This is a genomic window from Streptomyces sp. TP-A0874, from assembly GCF_001748085.1.
GTDB lineage: Bacteria > Actinomycetota > Actinomycetes > Streptomycetales > Streptomycetaceae > Streptomyces.
In genome coordinates this window covers 813,532-832,522 of record NZ_BBZK01000003.1, presented here as the reverse complement: position 1 = coordinate 832,522, position 18,991 = coordinate 813,532, and the positions used below count along the sequence as shown (strand labels likewise).

The following is an 18,991-nucleotide window of genomic DNA, read 5'->3' as shown; positions in this document are numbered from 1 at the left end:
GGCCGTCCGCCGCCGCCCGCCCGCTTCGTCCCCGGAAGCCCCAGAAAGCCAGCGTCCGGCAGTGAGACCTACGTCATAACAAGAGAGTCACATCCTGTTCCGGCTCTCTACCCAGGCACAGCAGTGGACATATATTCACGGCCAGTCACCGCGCAGTCGGGCGTCTGCGGTACGGAACACTCCGACCGGCGCGCGACACGGCCCCTCGACAGGAGGAGGCCGCCGCGCCAGGGGAAAGGACTGATCGTGCGTCACCGTTCCTTGCTCATACTCACCACTGCGGTAACCGCCGGGGCGTTGACGCTCTCCGCCTGCGGTTCCCGCGGCGACAGCGACGACGGCGCCAGTGGCAAGACGACCCTGGTCATCGGCCTGGACGCACCGCTGACCGGCGATCTCTCGGTGCTCGGGCAGGGCATCAAGAACTCCGCCGACCTCGCGATCAAGATCGCGAACAAGAACGAGGAGGTGCCCGGGGTCACCTTCGAGCTGCAGGCGCTCGACGATGTCGCCCAGGCCGCCACCGGCCTGCAGAACGCCACCAAGTTCGTCGGCAACAAGAAGGTCATCGGCGCCGTCGGCCCGCTGAACTCCAACGTCGGCCAGTCCATGCAGAAGGTGTTCGCCAACGCCGGCATGGTCCAGGTCTCCCCCGCCAACACCGCGCCCGAGCTCACCCAGGGCGCCGGGTGGAGGACCGGGGAGAAGAAACGCCCCTTCGACACCTACTTCCGCACCTCCACCACGGACGCCATCCAGGGCCCGTTCGCGGCGCGGTACATGTACGAGGAGAAGAAGTTCCGGAAGGTCTTCGTCATCGACGACAAGAAGACCTACGGCGCGGGCCTCGCGGGCACCTTCAAGGACGAGTTCACCAAGCTCGGTGGGAAGGTCGTGGGCACCGACCACGTCAACCCCGAGGACAAGGACTTCTCCGCGGTCGCCACCAAGGTCAGCCGCTCCGGGGCGGACTTCGTCTACTACGGCGGCGAGTTCCCGGCCGGTGCCCCGCTCGCCGACCAGATCAAGAAGGCCGGGGCCAAGATCCCGACGGTGGGCGGCGACGCCCTCTTCAGCGCCGAGTACATCAACCTGGCGAAGAAGAACTCCGAAGGCGACTTCGCCACCTCCGTCGGCGCGCCCCTGGAGACGCTCGACACCGCCAAGACGTTCATGAAGAACTACAAGGACGCCAAGTACGGCGTGCCGTACGAGGCCTACGGCGGTTACTCCTACGACAGCACCTGGGCCATCATCCAGGCCGTCAAGGCCGTGGTGGAGAAGAACGACGGCAAGCTCCCCAGCGACATCAACGAAGCCCGCAAGCAGGTCGTCGAGGCCACCCAGAACGTGAAGTTCCAGGGTGTCAGCGGCGACATCGGCTTCGACGAGTTCGGCGACACCACCAACCGGCAGCTGTCGATGTACGAGGTGAAGGACGGCAAGCACGCGCCGGTCAAGATCGACACCTTCGACGACTGACCGCGGTCCCCTCCCACCTCCCGATCCTGCTGCCCGCGCGGAGGCGACACCACCGCCTCCGCGCGGGTGCCTCAACACCATCCCGGAGGCCCCGCGGTGCAAGATCTGCCGCAGCAACTCGCCAACGGCCTGATACTCGGAGCGATGTACGGCCTCATCGCCATCGGGTACACCATGGTCTACGGCATCGTTCAGCTCATCAACTTCGCCCATGGCGAGATATTCATGATCGGGGGCTTCGGCGCGCTGACCGCCTGGCTGATGCTCCCCGAGGGCACCTCCCTGCTCGTCGCCCTCCCCCTGATGATCCTCCTGGCCGTCCTCTGCTCCGTACTGGTCGCCGTCGGAGCCGAACGCTTCGCCTACCGTCCGCTCCGCGGCGGGCCGCGACTGGCCCCCCTGATCACCGCCATCGGCCTCTCGATCGCCCTGCAGCAGGCCGTCTGGGCCCTCTACCCGGACGCGACGAAGGCCCGGACCTTCCCGCAGTTCTCCGGCGGGCCCGTCGAGATCGGCCCGATGTCCGTCCAGCGCGGTGAGCTCTTCCTGCTCATCGCCGCCCCGATCTGCATGATCGGCCTGGGCTTCTTCGTGGCCAAGACCCGCACCGGCCGGGCCATGCAGGCCACCTCGCAGGACCCGGACACGGCGAAGCTGATGGGCATCAACACCAACCGCATCATCGTCACCGCCTTCGCCATCGGTGGAGCGTTCGCCGCCGTCGCCGCCGTCGCCCACGGCCTCAAGTTCGGCCAGGTGGACTTCAAGATGGGCTTCATCGCCGGACTGAAGGCCTTCACCGCCGCCGTGCTCGGCGGGATCGGCAACATCTACGGCGCCATGATCGGCGGGCTCGCCCTCGGCTTCGCCGAGGCCATGGCGACCGCCTACATCGAGAACATCCCCGGCATGCAACAACTCGGCGGCGGGGCCTGGAAAGACGTCTGGGCCTTCGCTCTCCTCATCCTCGTACTGCTGCTGCGGCCCCAGGGCCTGCTCGGCGAACGCGTTTCGGATCGGGCGTGATCCCCTTGACCAGCACCGCACCCCCCAACACGGCGTCTGCGCAGAGCGAGTCCGCCCGGGCCACCGTGGCCGGCACCCTGGCACTGCCCCCGGCCGTCGCCCGTCCCTCGGTCGCCGCCGCGGCGGCGGTCACCTTCGCCAGCACCTTCCTCGCGTGGACCTGGACCGCGGAGTTCCCCGGCGACCTCACCGTCGACGGCTACCCCGGCGGGCTCCAGGTGCTGACCCTGGTCGGCGCCGCGCTCACCTTCCTCTTCACCCTCTCCGGATACGGAGTCCGCGGTCTGCGCTGGCTCACCCCCGGGGGGCGGACCAGCCCGGTGCTGCTGCTGGCCCTGGGCACCTTCGCCACCACCTGGTACGCCGTCGGCGCGATCGCCGTCTCCCTCGGCGGCCTGGTCAATCTGGAGCCCGGCGGCTGGATCGCCGCTCTCGCCTCGCTCGCCACCGCCCTAGCGGCTCTCGGCCTCCCCGCCGACCAGCCCGCGGATCCCGACGCCCCGGACGGCCCGCCGAGCAACGCCTGGGCGCGCCTGCGCCACTCGCTGCAGGCCCCGGCCCCCTCCGAGGCGGAGCTGCGTCTGCCGTCCTGGGCGGAGCTCCTGGTGATCGCCGCCGCCGTCGGCCTGGGCCTGTACGTGTTCACCTACGGCATCGACACCGAGTACGGGGAACTGTTCGTCGGTTTCCTGCTCCTGGCGGGCCTCGGTTCCGCCTCGGTCGGCAAGGCCGGGCTCGGCCAGCGGCTGTCGGCCCTCACCGCCAAGCACCGAAGCGTCACCATGGCCGCGGCGTTCGTCGCGGCCGCCGCCTTCCCCTTCACCCAGAGCAGCGACACCTACACCTCGATCGCGACCAACATCCTGATCTTCGCCACGGTCGCCCTGGGGTTGAACGTCGTGGTGGGCCTCGCCGGCCTGCTGGACCTGGGCTACGTCGCCTTCCTCGGCGTCGGCGCGTACACCGCGGCCCTGGTCTCCGGCTCCCCGTACTCCAGCATCGGAGTCCAGTTCCCGTTCTGGGCGGCGGTGCTCACGGGAGCCGCCGCGTCGCTGGTCTTCGGTGTGGTGATCGGCGCGCCCACGCTCCGGCTGCGGGGTGACTACCTCGCGATCGTCACCCTCGGCTTCGGTGAGATCTTCCGCATCGCCATGAAGAACCTGGACGGCGATTCCGGGCCGGACGTGACCAACGGGCCCAACGGCATCCCGAACATCCCCGACCTGGAGCTGCTCGGCTTCAACTTCGGCCAGGAGCACAGCTTCCTCGGCTTCACCCTCGGCAGGTTCGCCAACTACTACCTGCTGATGCTGTTCTTCACCGCCATCGTCGTGATGGTGTTCCGGCGCTCCGACACCTCCCGCATCGGGCGGGCCTGGGTCGCGATCCGGGAGGACGAGACGGCGGCCCGGGCGATGGGCATCAACGCCTTCCGGCTGAAGCTGCTCGCCTTCGCGCTGGGCGCGACGCTCGCCGGTATGGCGGGCACCGTCCAGGCCCACGTGGAGTTCGCGGTCAACCCGGAGAGCTACAAGTTCGTCGAGTCCGTCCCGCCGAACTCGGCGTTCCTGCTGGCCGCCGTGATCCTCGGCGGCATGGGGACGGTCACCGGCCCGCTCATCGGCGCCGCGCTGCTCTTCCTGATCCCCTCGAAGCTGCAGTTCATCGGGGACTACCAGCTCCTGCTCTTCGGCATCGCGCTGGTGCTGCTGATGCGCTTCCGCCCGGAGGGAATCGTCGCCGACCGGAGGAAGAAGCTCGAGTTCCGCGAGACCGGCCAACTGGACGTCCCCGAGGGCGGCGTCGGCCTCAGCAAGGTGGAGGCGTGAGCCATATGACCAGCGACACCATCACCGAGACCGCCGGCCGGGCGGAGCAGCGCGGACAGGTGCTGCGGGCCACCGGGGTGACCATGCGCTTCGGCGGCCTCACGGCCGTGCGCGGCGTCGACCTCTCGGTGGACAGCGGCGAGATCGTCGGACTGATCGGGCCCAACGGGGCAGGTAAGACCACCTTCTTCAACTGCCTCACCGGCCTCTACGTCCCCACCGAGGGCACGGTCGCCTACCGCGGTACCGTCCTCCCGCACCGGTCCCATCTGGTCACCCAGGCCGGCATCGCGCGTACCTTCCAGAACATCCGGCTCTTCGCCAACATGACGGTGCTGGAGAACGTGCTGGTCGGCCGGCACACCCGGACCCGGGGCGGGCTGTTCTCGGCCCTCGTCCGCGGCCCCGGCTTCCACCGGGCCGAGAGTGAGTCCGAGGCCCGTTCGATGGAGCTGCTCTCCTTCGTGGGCCTGGAGTCCAAGCGGGACCACCTGGCGAGGAACCTCCCCTACGGTGAGCAGCGGAAGCTGGAGATCGCCCGCGCCCTGGCCAGCGACCCCGGTCTGCTGCTGCTCGACGAGCCGACGGCGGGGATGAACCCGCAGGAGACGCAGGCCACCCAGGAGCTGGTCTTCGCCATCCGCGACCAGGGCACCGCGGTCCTCGTCATCGAGCACGACATGCGCTTCATCTTCAACCTCTGCGACCGGGTCGCCGTCCTGGTCCAGGGCGAGAAGCTCGTCGAGGGCACCCCGGACGTCGTGCAGGCTGACGAGCGGGTCGTCTCCGCCTATCTCGGTACCCCCTTCGAGGGGGAGCCGGGCGAGGAGGAGGCCGCCGAGGTCGAGGCGGCCGAGGCGCACAGCACGGCCCGCAGCGAAGGAGAGGACGGGGCATGACGGCACTGCTCGAAGTGGAGGACCTCCGGGTCGCCTACGGCAAGATCGAGGCCGTCAAGGGCATCTCGTTCACGGTCGAGGCGGGCCAGGTGGTCACCCTCATCGGTACCAACGGCGCGGGCAAGACCACCACCCTGCGCACCCTCTCCGGACTGCTCAAGCCGGTCAGTGGCCGCATCGTCTTCGACGGGCAGCCGCTGAACGGCATTCCGGCGCACAAGATCGTGGCGCTGGGGCTGGCCCACTCCCCGGAGGGCCGCCATATCTTCCCCAGGCTCTCGATCGCGGAGAACCTCCAACTCGGCGCCTTCCTGCGGAAGGACGCCGACGGCATCGAGAAGGACGTCCAGCGCGTCTACGAGCTCTTCCCGATCCTGGGAGAGCGGCGGAAGCAGGCCTCCGGCACGCTCTCCGGCGGTGAGCAGCAGATGTTGGCGATGGGGCGGGCGCTGATGTCACGTCCGAAGCTGCTGATGCTGGACGAGCCCTCGATGGGGCTCTCCCCGATCATGATGCAGAAGATCATGCAGACGATCGCCGAGCTCAAGGCGGAGGGCACGACCATCCTGCTGGTGGAACAGAACGCGCAGGCCGCCCTGTCCCTGGCGGACCAGGGGCATGTGATGGAGACCGGGCGGGTGGCCCTCTCCGGCACCGGTGAAGCGCTGATGCACGACGAGTCGGTGCGCAAGGCCTATCTCGGCGAGGACTGAGGACCGGCCGGAACCAAGGGGGTCGGCGCCGCGGCGACAGCGGTGCCGACCCCTTCCGACGCCCGTCCCGCCGCTCAGGCCTGCTGTTTCCTCTCCTCGCCGTCCGCGATGACCGCCTCGGCCACCTGGCGCATGGAGAGCCGGCGGTCCATGGAGGTCTTCTGGATCCACCGGAAGGCGGCCGGTTCGGTCAGGCCGTACTGCGTCTGGAGGACGCTCTTGGCGCGGTCCACGAGTTTGCGGGTCTCCAACCGCTCCGCGAGGTCGGCGACTTCGGACTCCAGCGCCCGCAGCTCCGCGAAGCGGGACACCGCCATCTCCACGGCGGGTACCACGTCGCTCTTGTTGAAGGGCTTCACCAGGTACGCCATCGCGCCCGCGTCCCGGGCCCGTTCGACCAGTTCGCGCTGGGAGAAGGCGGTCAGCATCAGCACCGGGGCGATGCGTTCCGCGGCGATCTGCTCGGCGGCGGAGATGCCGTCCAGCACAGGCATCTTGACGTCGAGGATGACGAGGTCGGGGCGGAGCTCGCGGGTGAGGTCGACGGCTTTCTCTCCGTCGCCCGCCTCGCCGACCACGGTGTAGCCCTCCTCCTCGAGCATCTCCTTGAGATCGAGGCGGATGAGCGCCTCGTCCTCGGCGATGACGACTCGGGTGGTCTGTGGCGGGAAGTGCGACTGCTCGTCGTCGACGGGCTGCTCGGGCTCGGCGGCGGTCACGGGACTCCTCGTTCCAGGCAGGTGGTGCTCCACGAGCCTACCCAGCTCCTGTATGTTTGACGGACAGAGGGTATAGGCTAGCCTTCGTTTCAAAGGGGCCCCGGTAGCCCAGCGGTAGAGGCAATGGTCTCAAACACCATCCAGCGTGGGTTCGAATCCCACCCGGGGTACTTGACCTTCGTTTTCCATTCGTTTTCCGGGCATCTCCGGCACGGTCTTCGGTTCCGGAGCGCCCGCACTCCGTTCCCGGCCGGCGCCCGTGCCGCCCTCCGCCACGGCGGCCCGGTCCGGTGCCCGGCGGACCGGAGCACCGCCGCCCGCTGGGCCGGAGCCGCTCGGACCCACGCCTCCAGACCTCAGCCGGAGGCCTCCGGTTCGCCGATGCGGTGGACCCGCACCAGGTTGGTGGAGCCCGGGACGCCCGGTGGGGAACCCGCCGTGATGACCACGACATCGCCCTTCCGGCAACGGCCCAGCCTCAGCAGTTCGGCGTCGACCTGCCTGACCATCTCGTCGGTGGACTCGACCTCGGGCCCGAGGAACGCCTCCACTCCCCAGGTGAGGTTGAGCTGGGCCAGCGTCGCCGGCTCCGGCGTGAAGGCCAGCACCGGGATCGGGGAGCGGTAGCGGGAGAGGCGGCGGGCGGTGTCGCCGGTCTGGGTGCAGGCCACCAGGTACCGGGCGCCGAGGAAGTCGCCGATCTCCGCGGCCGCCCTGGCCACCGCGCCGCCCTGGGTGCGCGGCTTGTTCCCCTCGCTCAGCGGCGCCAGCCCGCCGGCGAGCAACTCGCCCTCAGCCGCCGCGGCGATCCGGGCCATGGTGCGGACCGTCTCACCGGGGTACTTGCCGACGCTGGTCTCACCGGAGAGCATCACGGCGTCGGTGCCGTCCAGCACGGCGTTGGCCACGTCGGAGGCCTCGGCGCGGGTGGGTCGGGAGGCCTCGATCATCGAGTCCAGCATCTGGGTCGCCACGATGACCGGTTTGGCGTTCCGCCTGGCCAGTTCGACGGCCCTCTTCTGCACCAACGGCACTGCCTCCAGCGGCATCTCGACGCCCAGGTCGCCGCGGGCGACCATGATGCCGTCGAAGGCGTCGACGATCTCCTCCAGGTTCCGCACGGCCTGCGGTTTCTCGATCTTGGCGATGACCGGGAGCCGGCGGCCCTCCTCCTCCATGATCCGGTGGACGTCCTCCACGTCGCGGGCGCTGCGGACGAAGGAGAGGGCGATGACGTCCGCTCCGGTGCGGACGGCCCAGCGGAGGTCGTCGACGTCCTTCTCCGAGAGCGCGGGCACCGAGACGGCGACGCCGGGGAGGTTGAGCCCCTTGTGGTCCGAGATCAGGCCGCCCTCCAGCACCGTGGTGTGCACCCGTGGGCCCTCGACGCCGGTGACCTCGAGGGTGACCCGTCCGTCGTCGACGAGGACGCGCTCTCCCGGGCCGACGTCGGCGGCCAGGCCGACGTGCGTGGTGCCGCACCGGCGGGAGTCACCCTCGACGTCCTCGACGGTGATGGTGAAATCATCACCGCGTTCAAGGAATACAGGCCCATCATGGAAAGTCCCCAGCCGAATCTTCGGACCTTGAAGGTCGACCAGGACCCCGACGCTCCGGTCAGCCTCCCCGGAGGCTTTCCGCACCCACTGGTACCGCTCCTCGTGCTCGGCGTGGCCGCCGTGGCTGAGATTGAGTCGGGCCACATCCATTCCCGTCTCAATCAGAGCCTTGATCTGCTCATATGAGTCGGTGGCGGGGCCCAGGGTACAGACGATCTTCGCTCGGCGCATGATGCGAGCCTACGACTTACCAATCGGTAGAGAATCTCTTACGCACAAACTCAGAGAATCGACTCCACTTCGACTGCCGACAACTATTGAAAAGTGCGCGGATGCTCGCTCGGATGAGCAACAACCTGGCCCGGCCGCGGTTCCCCGGTATTCCCCTCGCCGCGTTCCCTGATCATCAACACGGCCTGCTTCTCCGGTAGCCGCAGGGCGCGCACCTGCCGGAAACCGGCCCGCCGGAAGGCGCGCACCGAGCGGACGTTGCGGACGTCGGGCTCGGCCACGACCCGCTGCGCGGCGGGATCAACGGCCAGTTGCCATGCGGCGACCGCCCGGAGCAGCCGTGCCCCCAGGCCACGGCCGCGGAACCGGACCGGCCCGAGCAGGAGGTGGACGCCCGCGTCGTGCGGACGGGCGGGGTAGTGCTCGGCGATCGGATCCAGATCGGCGCGGTAGAGCTCCCAGTAGCTCATCGGTTCCCCGTCCAGGCAGCCGAGGTAAGGCACCGAGCGGCCACCGCCCGACTGGTCCCGCAGATGGGCCTCGATCCGGTCCAGCGGTCCCGCCATCTCCCAGAAGCGGGCGACCTCCGGGTCGTTCATCCAGCCGTGCACCAGCCTGGCGTCGGTGTCCGGGTCGACCGGACGAAGAGTGAAGGCGCCGGGCGTCGGTCCGGGGAAGGCGGTCGGCAGCGGAAGGCCGAGCGAAACCGCCTCCGGGAGGTGCGGGGCGGGCCGCTCCCCCGGGCGGAGCGCACGGCTCCGGTGCCCGGCGGGGGTGGTGGCGACCTGGTCGGCGGAAGGTTCCTCGGCGGTGGCGCACGGCCGGTGGTGCCGGGCGGCCGGGGGCTGCGACCTCGGCAGCCCGAAGGAGGTGAACGCGGTCCGGGCGGGCAGGCGGTACACCCCACCGGTGAGGGCGTTGAGCACGAGGGCCGAGCGCCAGGCGGCGAGTCCGAGGTCGGGCGTGCCGACGCCGTGGGTGTGCCGCTCGACGTTCTGCACGAACACCGCACCGCCGGAACGGGTGGCTCCGCAGCCTCCGCCGCCCGTCGCCGCGCTCATGGGGCCCTCCAGTTCGAGGCGCTGGTCCTCGTCGACCAGCGGGCGGCCGGACGCGTCCCGCCGGACGTACTCGCCGACCTCCCCCAGGAGCTGCTCCAGCGGCCGTTCCCGGTAGCCGGTGGCCAGCACGACTCCGTCGGTGCTGAGCCGGTGGCTGCTCTGCTGCTCGGAGTGGGTCAACCGGAGCTCGACCCGGCCCGCGGACCGGGCTGCGCCCACCACGGAGACCCCCGGGGTGAGGGTGACCTCCGGCCACCGACCGGGCAGCGCGCGCCGGTAGAGCTCGTCGTGGATCGCGCCGAGTGTCTCGTGGTCCACCCCCTTGTAGAGCTGCCACTGCCGGGGAAGCAACCGGTCGCGCTGGGAGGGGTCCAGGCCGTGGAAGTAGCGGGTGTAGTCGGGGGTGAACTGCTCCAGGCCGAGCTTGCTGTACTCCATGGGCGCGAAGGAGGGCGTACGGGCCAGCCAGCTGAGCCGCTCCCGACCGGTGGGACGCGAGCGCAGCAGGTCCAGGAAGACCTCCGCCCCGGACTGCCCGGACCCCACGACCGTGATGTGCCCCGCCCCGAGCAGCCGCTCACGCCAGTGCAGGTAGTCCGCGGAGTGCAGCACCGGGGCCGCCTCGCCGGCGTCCTCGGCGCTCTCCGCGAGGAGTGGGCGGAGCGGTTCGGGGACGTGCGGGGCGGTTCCGACGCCGAGGGCGATGTTGCGGGCGAGGATCCGACCGGTGCCGCCGGCGGCGGGCCGGCTGAAGACCACCTCGTAGGCCTGGCGCTCCGGTTCCCAGCGGAACGTCTCGACCCGGTGGTCGAAGTGGCAGGAGTCCAGTCGGCCGCTGACCCAGCGGCAGTAGGCGTCGTACTCGGCGCGGTGCACGTGGAAGCGCTCGGCGAAGTAGAACGGGAAGAGCCGGTCCTGGTCGCGCAGGTAGTTGAGGAACGACCAGCGGCTGCCGGGGTCCACCAGGCTCACCAAGTCCGCCAGGAACGGCACCTGGAGGGTGGCGCCCTCGATCAGCAGACCCGGGTGCCAGTGGAAGGCGGGCCGCTGCTCCAGGAAGGCGGTGCCGAGCTCGGGGACGGCGTCGGCGAGCGCCGCGAGCGAGAGGTTGAACGGGCCGACACCCACACCGAGGAGGTCCAGCGGCTCGCCCTCCTCGCGGAGTTCGGCCGGGGCCGGACGTCCGGGGGCCGGAGCGGGGTTGTCGGGGCCGGTGCGCGGGTGGTTCATCGCCGTCCTTCCGCCGAGGGCGCGGTGGCGGATGTCCGAGCGGCCGGCTCCGCCGCCCCGGTGACGCCGTCCGCGACCAGCTTCAACAGCCCCTCCAGATCGGAGCGGGCGGCGGTGGGGTGCAGCAGCGTCGCCTTGAGCCAGAGGCGGCTGCGCCCGTCCGAGTCCTCGGCCCGGGCCCGGCCGAGGACGGCGCTCCCCTCGGTGAGCAGTCGCCGGCGTACCCGAGCTACGAGTTCGTCGCCCGCCGGGCCCGGGAGCCGGTCCGCGGCCCGCGGCCGGAACAGCACGGTCGTGATGCCGATCGGCCCCGGCCGCAGGCGGAGCGCGGGGTGTTCGTCGATGAGTCCGGCCAGCAGGTGCGCCCGGTCGACACAGCGTTCGACGAGTTGGGCGATGCCCTCCCGGCCCAGGGCCCGCAGGGTGACCGCCATCTTGAGCGCGTCCGGCCGGCGGGAGGTGCGGATGGAGCGGCCGAGCAGGTCGGGGAGGCCCGCCTCGCTGTCGTCGTCGGCGTTGAGGTAGTCCGCCTGGTGGCGGAGCGGGCGGAGCGCGCCGCCGTCGGCCACCGCCAGCAGACCGGCGGCGACCGGCTGCCAGCCGAGCTTGTGGAGGTCGAAACTGACGGAGGTGGCGGCGCCGAGACCGTCGAGCAGCGGTGCGAGGCGTTCGCTGAAGAGGAGCGGTCCTCCGTAGGCGGCGTCCACGTGGAGTTCGGCGCCGTGCGCCGCGGCGGTCTCGGCGAGCGCCGGCAGCGGGTCGACGGCGCCTTGGTCGGTGGTGCCCGCGGTGGCCACGACCAGGCAAGGGGCGGTGACGGAGCCGAGCAGCCGAGCGAGGTCGGCCGGGTCCATCCGGCCACCGGGGCAGGCCACCTCCACCGGTGCGGGGAGCCCGAGGATCCAGGCGGCGCGGTGGACGCTGTGGTGTGCATTGGCCCCGCACACCACCTGGGTCGTCCGGGCTCCGGCGGTCTGGGACCGTTCCCTGGCCAGCAGCAGGGCGACCAGGTTGGACTCGGTACCGCCGCTGGTGACCACCGCCGCCGGGGTGTCCTGTCCCGGGTAGATCAGGCGGGCCAGGGCGGAGGCGGTCTCCTCCTCGACGACCCCGGCGGCCGGGGCCTGGTCCCAGGAGTCCATGGAGGGGTTGAGGGCGGAGGCGGCGAGATCCGCGGCCGCGGCGACGGCCAGCGGCGGGCAGTGCAGATGGGCCGCGCAGTGCGGGTCGGCGGGGTCGGCCGCGCCTTCCGCGACCGCGCGGACCAGAGTGCGCAGCGCGTGGTCGGCACCGGTGCCGCGCTCGGGCAGCGCGGGGGTGCATACCGCCCGCACCCGTTCGGTGACGGCCGCCGGGCCGCCGGGGGGCAGCGGTCCGCGACGGGCGTGGGCACCGTCGGCGAGTGCGTCCAGCACGGTCCGGGTGAGTCCGCGCAGCCGGCGGGGGCCGTCGGTACCTCCGGCGAGGATGGACGGGGCGGCGCCTTGACCGGGGACAGCGGCGCGGTGGGTCCGCGCTTCCGGATCGTCATAAGCCATAGCGGGGCCCTTCGGTGGGGTGTGTTCGGCTAGTCGGTGAGAAGCCCACCAAGCAAGTTAGGCAAGCCTTGCCTGGCCCTCTATCGACCTCCCCTTGGGCGGCGCCGCTTCGAGCGGCTCGGAGCTCTCAACTCCCCTTGGGTTTCCATGACTTGGCCGACCTCGACACTCAAGAGCGATGCGGTCAATGGAGATTGACGACAGGCTCGCGGCCGCGCCCACCGCCGCGCCACGGGATCGGACCGGTCGGCCCTCGCCCCTCCGCCAACGGGCATGCGTCGGAGGGCGGTTGCATTCCGGACACCACCGGGCTGTCGCCGCGGCCGGTCCCTGAGCAAGAATCTACGCGCGTTATGGATCGTCTGACCGACCCCGGCGCGACGGAAGTCCCGCGGCACCCCGCGGGAGACGCACCAGCAAGAGTGGAACGAGGAGCAATCGATGTCTTTCGACCGGAGGAAGTTCCTGGGCCGGACCGCGGCCGCCGGCGCCGGGGCCGCACTGGCCGGTACAGCCGCCAGCACCCCGGCCCAGGCGCACGGCGGGGACGGCCACCACCACGGCAAGCGGCCGGAGCGCTACTCCTTCACCGTCATGGGCACCACCGACCTGCACGGCCACGTGTACAACTGGGACTACTTCACCGACGCCGAGTTCGACGACGCGGACCACAACGACGTGGGGCTGGCCAAGATCTCCACCCTCGTCCAGCGGGTCCGCAAGGAGAAGGGCCGTCGGAACACCCTGCTGATCGACGCCGGCGACACCATCCAGGGCACCCAGCTCTCCTACTACTACGCCAAGATCGACCCGATCACCGGGACGAACGGCCCGGTGCACCCGATGGCACGGGCGATGAACGCCATCGGCTACGACGCCGCCGCCCTGGGCAACCACGAGTTCAACTACGGCATACCCGTGCTGCGCGCCTTCGAGAAGCAGTGCCGGTTCCCGCTGCTCGGCGCCAACGCCGTGGACGCCAGGACCCTCCGCCCAGCCTTCCCGCCCTACGTGATCAAGCGGCTCCGCACGCCCGGCGGCCGGGAGGTCAAGGTGGGCGTCCTCGGCCTCACCAACCCGGGCATCGCCATCTGGGACAAGGCCAACGTGCAGGGGAAGATGGCGTTCCCCGGTCTTGAGGAACAGGCCGCCAAGTACGTGCCGCGGCTGCGCTCACTCGGAGCCGACGTGGTCATCGTCTCCGCCCACTCCGGCGTCAGCGGCACCTCCTCCTACGGGGACCAGCTGCCGCACGTGGAGAACGCCTCCGCCCTCGTCGCCGAGCAGGTACCGGGCATCGACGCGATCCTCGTCGGCCACGCGCACGAGGAGATCCCCGAGAAGCGGGTGAGGAACCGCCGGACCGGCGCGGAGGTCGTCCTCTCCGAGCCGCTCATGTGGGGCCAGCGGCTGACGCTCTTCGACTTCGACCTGGTCTGGCAGCGCGGCCGCTGGACGGTCGACTCGGTCACCGCGAAGGTGCTCAACTCCAACACCGTCGAGGAGGACCCGCGGATCACCGGGCTGCTCACCAAGGAGCACCAGAAGGTGGTCGACTACGTCAACCAGGTGATCGGCACCTCCCTGGAGGCCATGGCCGCCACCGAGGCGCCGTACAAGGACACCCCGATCATCGACTTCATCAACCACGTGCAGGCCGAGACGGTGAAGACCGCGCTTGCCGGGGGCGAGTACGCCGAACTGCCGGTGATCTCCCAGGCGTCCTGTTTCTCCCGCACCGCCGAGATCCCGGCCGGCGACGTCACGGTCCGCCAGGTTGCCGAGCTCTACCCCTTCGAGAACACCCTCGAGGCACGACTGGTCACCGGCGCCCAACTCAGGGAGTACCTGGAGTTCTCCGCCCGCTACTACGTGCAGACGCCGGCCGGCGACGAGGTGGACCCGGCCGAGCTGACCAACGCGGACGGCATACCGGACTACAACTACGACGTGGTCAGCGGACTGAGCTACGACATCGACATCGCCAAGGCCCCCGGCTCGCGGATCGCCAACCTCACCTACCAGGGCGAACCGCTCGACGACACGGCGCGGTTCGTGCTCGCGGTGAACAACTACCGGGCCAGCGGCGGCGGCAACTTCCCGCACGTCCCCGAGGCCGAGCAGCTGTGGTCGGACTCCGAGGAGATCCGCCAGACGATCATCGCCTGGGTGCAGGAGCGGGGCACGATCGACGGCGAGGAGTTCGCCTCGATGGACTGGCGACTGACCCGGGACGGCGCCCCCGTCTTCTGACGGACCCGTCGCAGCCGGCCTACGGCTCCGCACCGCCCTCTCCACCGCGGCGGTGCGGAGCCGTAGGCCGGCGGCCCCCGTTCAGGACCGCGAAAACACGACGGGCGGCCTCAGCCCCGGCGCACGCCCGGCACCCCGTACGCCCGGCGCCCTCACGCTCAGCACCCGCGTACCCGCAGCACCCGGCCCAGATCGTCCAGCCGGTCCTCCAGGGCGCGGCGCAGCGCGGGCAGGACATCACGCTCCCGCAGGCACTCCTCGCCGAGCCGCAGCAGCTCCGGGTCGGCGGTGTGCAGCGGAAAGCCCTCCCGGCCCAGCGTCGCGGCGATGGCGGGGCCGCGGCGCCCGGCGACCGCGACGGCCGCGGGGAAGTACCGGGGCACGTACTCGTCGAGCAGCTCGCGCTGCTCCGGCTGCCAGAACCCCTCCACGGTGGCCGTCAGCAGGTAGTTGGAGAGTTCGTCCGTCTCGTAGACCGCCGCCCAAGCCGCGGCCTTGGCCCGGGGGTCCGGGAGCGCGGCGCGGCAGCGGGCCGCACCCTCCTGCCCGGTGGCGCTGGCGTCCCGCCGCAGCTCCGCGTCGATGTCGTCCGGGGTGGCGGCACCGAGCGCGGACAGTCTGGCCAGCAGCCGCCAGCGCAGCTCCGCGTCGAGCTCCGGGCCGCCCGGGGCGGCTCCGTCGGTCAACCAGTCGCGGAGGACATCGGTGTCGGTGCTGCTGTCGATGAACGTCCGTACCGCGGTCAGCCGGAGCCCGGGAGCAGAGCCGTCCTCGGTGCGCCGGAGGAGGTCCCGGCAGAGGGCGGTGAGGGCGCCAAGGGCGGCGGGGCGCTCGGCGGGCGGTAGGTAGCGGTCGGCGATCTGTCGGCGGGTGAAGACCAGCACCGCCTGGGTGATGGTGAGCTCCGTCTCGAACGGGAGGTGGGCGCGGGCGAGTTCCAGGTAGCCGGCGGGCTCCAACTCGCCCTCCCGCACCATGTCGCGTGCCGCGTTCCAGACGACCGCGCGGCTGAGCGGGTCGGGCAAGGCGGCGAGAGCGCCGCGCACCGTCTCCCAGGATGCCTGGTCGAAGCGGATCTTGGTATAGCTCAGGTCGCCGTCGTTGAGCAGCAGCAGATCCGGGCGGGCGCCCGGGAAACCCATCGGCTGCGGGTCGCCGTCGGCGGGCACGTCCAGGTAGATGCGGTCCCGGGCCACCAGCCGGTCCGCGGCGGCCGGACCGCTGCCCGCGGCCGCCGACAGCGGTCCGGCCGCCGCACTGCCCGGCCTGTCGGCGCCGACCCGGTCGTAGGGGGTGACGGCGATGCGGTGCGGACGGCTGCCGGTGTGCCGCACCTCCAGCCGCCAGCCCACCTCGCCGGCGCCCGGCCGGGCGGGCGCCGGCGAGGTGATCTCGGGCACCAGGATGTCGACGCCCGTGGTGCGCAACCACTGCTCGGCCCAGCCGGCGACGTCCCGGCCGGAGGCGTCGGCCAGCGAGTCGATGAAGTCGGCGAGCGTGGCGTTGCCGAACCGGTGCCGGGCGAAGTGCGTGTTGATACCGGCCAGGAAGTCCTTCTCACCGAGCCAGGCGACGAGTTGACGCAGCGCGGAGGCGCCCTTGGCGTAGGAGATGCCGTCGAAGTTGAGGCGGGCCGCGGCGGTGTCGGGCACGGCGCCGGGCTCCGGGGCCACCGGGTGGGTGGAGGGGCGTTCGTCTGCCTCGTAGCCCCAGTCCTTGCGGGCTATGGCGAAGTCCGTCCAGGTGCCGGTGTAGTCGGTCGCCTCGGTGAGGATCTGGAACCCCATGTACTCGGCGAAGGACTCGTTCAGCCAGATGTCGTCCCACCAGCGGAGGGTGACCAGGTCGCCGAACCACATATGGGCCATCTCGTGGGCGATCACCATCGCCCGGGTCTGCCGCTCGGTCTCGGTGACGGCGGAGCGGAAGACGAACTCGTCGCGGAAGGTGACCAGCCCCGGGTTCTCCATGGCGCCGGAGTTGAACTCGGGCACGAACGCCTGGTCGTAGGAGTCGAAGGGGTAGGGCTCGGCGAAGATCTCCTGGTACCGGTCCAGGCAGCGCCGTGTGATGTCCAGGAGTTCCGCCGCGTCGGCTTCGAGGTGCGGGGCGAGGGACTTCCGGACGTGCAGGCCCAGCGGGAGCCCGGCGTGTTCGGCCCGCACCGAGTGGTAGGGACCGGCGACGACCGCCATGAGGTACGTACTGATGGGCGGCGTGGGGGCGAGGCGCCAGCGCACGGCGTCCGACCGCTCGTGGCCCGCCTCCCGGTCGCCGACGACAGGTGCCGAGTCGCGTTCGGCGATGCCGTTGCCGAGTACCGTCCAGTCCGCCGGAGCGGTGACGGATACCTCGAAGACGGCCTTGAGGTCGGGCTGGTCGAAGCAGGCGAAGACGTTCGGCGCGTCCGACATGCAGCACATGGTGTACAGGTACGTCGCACCGTCGGCCGGGTCGGTGAACCGGTGCATGCCCTCGCCCGTGCGGGAGTAGCGCATGTCCGCCTCGACGCGCAGCCGGTGCACTCCGGGCGTGAGTCCGGCCAGCGGCAGCCGCCCCGCGGCGAAGGTGGCCGGATCCAGCCGCTCGCCATCGAGGAGCACCCGGTGCAGCCGGCCGGGCCGCAGTTCCACGAAGGTGTCCCCGGCCCGGTGAGCGGTGAAGTCGATGGTGGTGGTGGAGCCGAAGAGTTCGTCGTCACCGGCCAGGTCGAGGTCGATGGTGTAACGGTCCACCTCGATCAGGCGGGCACGGCTCTGCGCTTCGTCGCGCGTCAGTTCGGACATGCGCCCTATGCTGCCGTATCCGCGCCGGCCGGCACAGCAGCGGAGGGGGACAGCGTGGTTTCGGCCAGCACCGGTTGGCCCCGCCGCCGTTCTGCGACAGGGTGGGGCGGAGGCCGCCGCAGCTGGAGGAAGAACCGTTGGACGCCGTAGAGGAGCGCGTGAACGCGCGGATCCGGGAGTACTCCGGACAGTTGGTCGAGCTGAGTCGCGCACTGCACGCCGACCCGGAACCCGCCTTCGCCGAGCACAGGTCGGTGGAGCGGTTGGCCGCGCTGCTGGAGGGCGCGGGTTTCACCGTGCGGCGGGCCGCCCACGGCCTGCCGACCGCGCTCGACGCCCGTTACGGTGCGGACGAGCTGGTGATCGGGGTCTGCGCGGAGTACGACGCGCTCCCCGGCCTCGGTCACGCGTGCGGCCACAACCTCATCTGTGCGGCCGGGGCCGGGGCCGCCATCGGCCTGGCGGCCGTCGCCGACGAGCTGGGCCTGGCGGTCCGACTGCTCGGCACCCCGGCTGAGGAGGAGGGCGGCGGCAAGGTCCTGATGCTCGAACGGGGCGCCTTCGACGAGGTGACGGTGGCGATGATGGTCCACCCCGGCCAGCAAGACGACACCGATCCCCGGTCCTCGACCACATCGGTCGCCCGCTTCGAGGTGACCTTCACCGGACGGCCGGCGCACGCCGCGCTCGCCCCGCACCTCGGGGTCAACGCGGCCGACGCGGCGGTGGTGGCGCAGGTGGCGGTGGGCCAGCTGCGGCAGCAACTGCCGGACGGCTACCGGGTGGCGGGGATCGTACGGAGCGGCGGCGAACGGACGAACATCATCCCGGAGCGGACCGTCCTGGAATGGGAGGTCCGCGCCCCCACCGCCCCGGAGCTGACGGAGCTCAAGGAGCGGGTGCTGGCCTGTTTCCGAGGTGCGGCGACGGCCACCGGTTGCGAGGTGGCCTTCCGGCCGACACAGCCGGACTACCTGGACCTCCGCAACGACGCCTGGCTGATGGCCGCCTACGACGAGGGGCTGCGGGCCACCGGACGCCACCCCGGCGAACCGCCCGCCACCCCGCGCCGGCTGGGGGCCTCGACCGACATGGGCAACGTCACCCACGCGCTGCCCGCGATCCATCCGCACATCGGCATACCGGACGCCGCGGGCCCACCGCACACCCGGGAGTTCGCACAGGCCGCGGTGGGCCCGGCAGCCGAGGAGGCGCTGCTGGCGGCCGCTCGGGCGATGGCCCGGGCGGGCGTGGCGCTGGCCGCCGATCCGACACGGCGAGCCCACTACCTGGCGCTGCGGCGCGGAGCACGGGACGGCGCCGGGGCCGGACCGGCCCACCCGACCGACCGAGGACCCTTGGCCGGGGAGCCGGTCGCTTCAGCCCGGTCTTCGCGACAGTGAGCCGCCCCTGGCCGTCCGTCCTGACTGGTGGGCGGTCGGGCTTCCCGACCACGACCTACCCGCGGCACGCGGACTCCCTTCACCTGGGGTCCAGGCCCGCATCGCGTAAGGGGTACCTCCATCGAAGGCGTTCCGCCCCCGAAGGGCTGGGGCCGGTGTCTTTTCTGAGACTCGTCCGGGCAGGCGAGGACGCGGCGTTCGGGGCGGCGACGTGCCCGCCGAGCCCCTGTTTGCCAACTGCGGGCTCAGGCGGTGAGCCTTG

At 71.2% G+C, this 18,991-nt stretch carries 12 protein-coding genes, 1 tRNA gene and 1 pseudogene; 8 read left to right on the top strand and 6 right to left on the bottom strand.

Annotation, left to right across the window (positions count from 1 at the left end; genetic code table 11):
- Positions 1 to 246: 246 nt before the first annotated feature.
- The 5 genes from BGP73_RS03395 (at position 247) to BGP73_RS03375 (ending at position 5,949) form a co-directional block, all read left to right on the top strand.
- On the top strand, positions 247 to 1,482 hold the full coding sequence (locus BGP73_RS03395; RefSeq protein ID WP_069811867.1) for a branched-chain amino acid ABC transporter substrate-binding protein: 1,236 nt from the start codon (positions 247 to 249) through the stop codon (positions 1,480 to 1,482).
- A 96-nt stretch (positions 1,483 to 1,578) separates the two neighbouring features.
- Positions 1,579 to 2,508 (top strand): branched-chain amino acid ABC transporter permease, encoded by a 930-nt coding sequence (locus tag BGP73_RS03390; RefSeq protein ID WP_069811866.1) that lies wholly within the window; start codon positions 1,579 to 1,581, stop codon positions 2,506 to 2,508.
- A 5-nt stretch (positions 2,509 to 2,513) separates the two neighbouring features.
- Positions 2,514 to 4,337: a branched-chain amino acid ABC transporter permease gene (locus BGP73_RS03385; protein ID WP_079127191.1), complete on the top strand. Its 1,824-nt coding sequence runs from the start codon at positions 2,514 to 2,516 to the stop codon at positions 4,335 to 4,337.
- 5 nt (positions 4,338 to 4,342) lie between these two features.
- Positions 4,343 to 5,236, top strand: coding sequence for an ABC transporter ATP-binding protein (locus tag BGP73_RS23855; protein ID WP_069811865.1), 894 nt, complete (start codon positions 4,343 to 4,345; stop codon positions 5,234 to 5,236).
- Positions 5,233 to 5,949, top strand: coding sequence for an ABC transporter ATP-binding protein (locus BGP73_RS03375; protein ID WP_069811864.1), 717 nt, complete (start codon positions 5,233 to 5,235; stop codon positions 5,947 to 5,949). The genes BGP73_RS23855 and BGP73_RS03375 overlap by 4 nt, the downstream gene beginning before the upstream one ends.
- A 74-nt stretch (positions 5,950 to 6,023) precedes the next feature.
- Here the strand turns inward: BGP73_RS03375 and BGP73_RS03370 are convergent, their stop codons facing one another.
- Complete coding sequence (locus tag BGP73_RS03370; protein WP_069811863.1) at positions 6,024 to 6,668, bottom strand: ANTAR domain-containing response regulator; 645 nt, start codon at positions 6,666 to 6,668, stop codon at positions 6,024 to 6,026.
- Between the two features lie 97 nt (positions 6,669 to 6,765).
- On the opposite strand from BGP73_RS03370, the gene BGP73_RS03365 reads away from it, so the two are divergent.
- Positions 6,766 to 6,838 (top strand) — tRNA-Leu (locus tag BGP73_RS03365).
- 186 nt (positions 6,839 to 7,024) lie between these two features.
- Here the strand turns inward: BGP73_RS03365 and pyk are convergent.
- The 4 genes and pseudogenes from pyk to BGP73_RS03350 form a co-directional block, all read right to left on the bottom strand.
- Entirely contained in the window at positions 7,025 to 8,458 is a 1,434-nt protein-coding gene (gene pyk / locus BGP73_RS03360) for a pyruvate kinase (RefSeq protein WP_079127160.1), read from the bottom strand.
- A gap of 83 nt (positions 8,459 to 8,541) precedes the next feature.
- Entirely contained in the window at positions 8,542 to 9,147 is a 606-nt protein-coding gene (locus BGP73_RS23820) for a GNAT family N-acetyltransferase (protein WP_306303445.1), read from the bottom strand.
- A gap of 132 nt (positions 9,148 to 9,279) precedes the next feature.
- Positions 9,280 to 10,749: pseudogene (locus tag BGP73_RS03355) on the bottom strand (lysine N(6)-hydroxylase/L-ornithine N(5)-oxygenase family protein); the annotation flags it as partial.
- Positions 10,746 to 12,287 (bottom strand): pyridoxal phosphate-dependent decarboxylase family protein, encoded by a 1,542-nt coding sequence (locus BGP73_RS03350; RefSeq protein ID WP_079127159.1) that lies wholly within the window; start codon positions 12,285 to 12,287, stop codon positions 10,746 to 10,748. The gene BGP73_RS03350 and the pseudogene BGP73_RS03355, both read right to left, overlap by 4 nt.
- A 441-nt stretch (positions 12,288 to 12,728) precedes the next feature.
- Here BGP73_RS03350 and BGP73_RS03345 point away from each other — a divergent pair, with 441 nt between their 5' ends.
- Complete coding sequence (locus BGP73_RS03345) at positions 12,729 to 14,540, top strand: bifunctional metallophosphatase/5'-nucleotidase (RefSeq protein ID WP_069811860.1); 1,812 nt, start codon at positions 12,729 to 12,731, stop codon at positions 14,538 to 14,540.
- 158 nt (positions 14,541 to 14,698) lie between these two features.
- Here BGP73_RS03345 and pepN read toward each other — a convergent pair whose 3' ends face one another.
- Complete coding sequence (pepN, locus tag BGP73_RS03340; RefSeq protein ID WP_069811859.1) at positions 14,699 to 17,326, bottom strand: aminopeptidase N; 2,628 nt, start codon at positions 17,324 to 17,326, stop codon at positions 14,699 to 14,701.
- Positions 17,327 to 17,463: 137 nt separating this feature from the next.
- Here pepN and BGP73_RS03335 point away from each other — a divergent pair, with 137 nt between their 5' ends.
- Complete coding sequence (locus BGP73_RS03335; RefSeq protein ID WP_069811858.1) at positions 17,464 to 18,729, top strand: amidohydrolase; 1,266 nt, start codon at positions 17,464 to 17,466, stop codon at positions 18,727 to 18,729.
- The last annotated feature ends 262 nt before the right edge of the window (positions 18,730 to 18,991 follow it).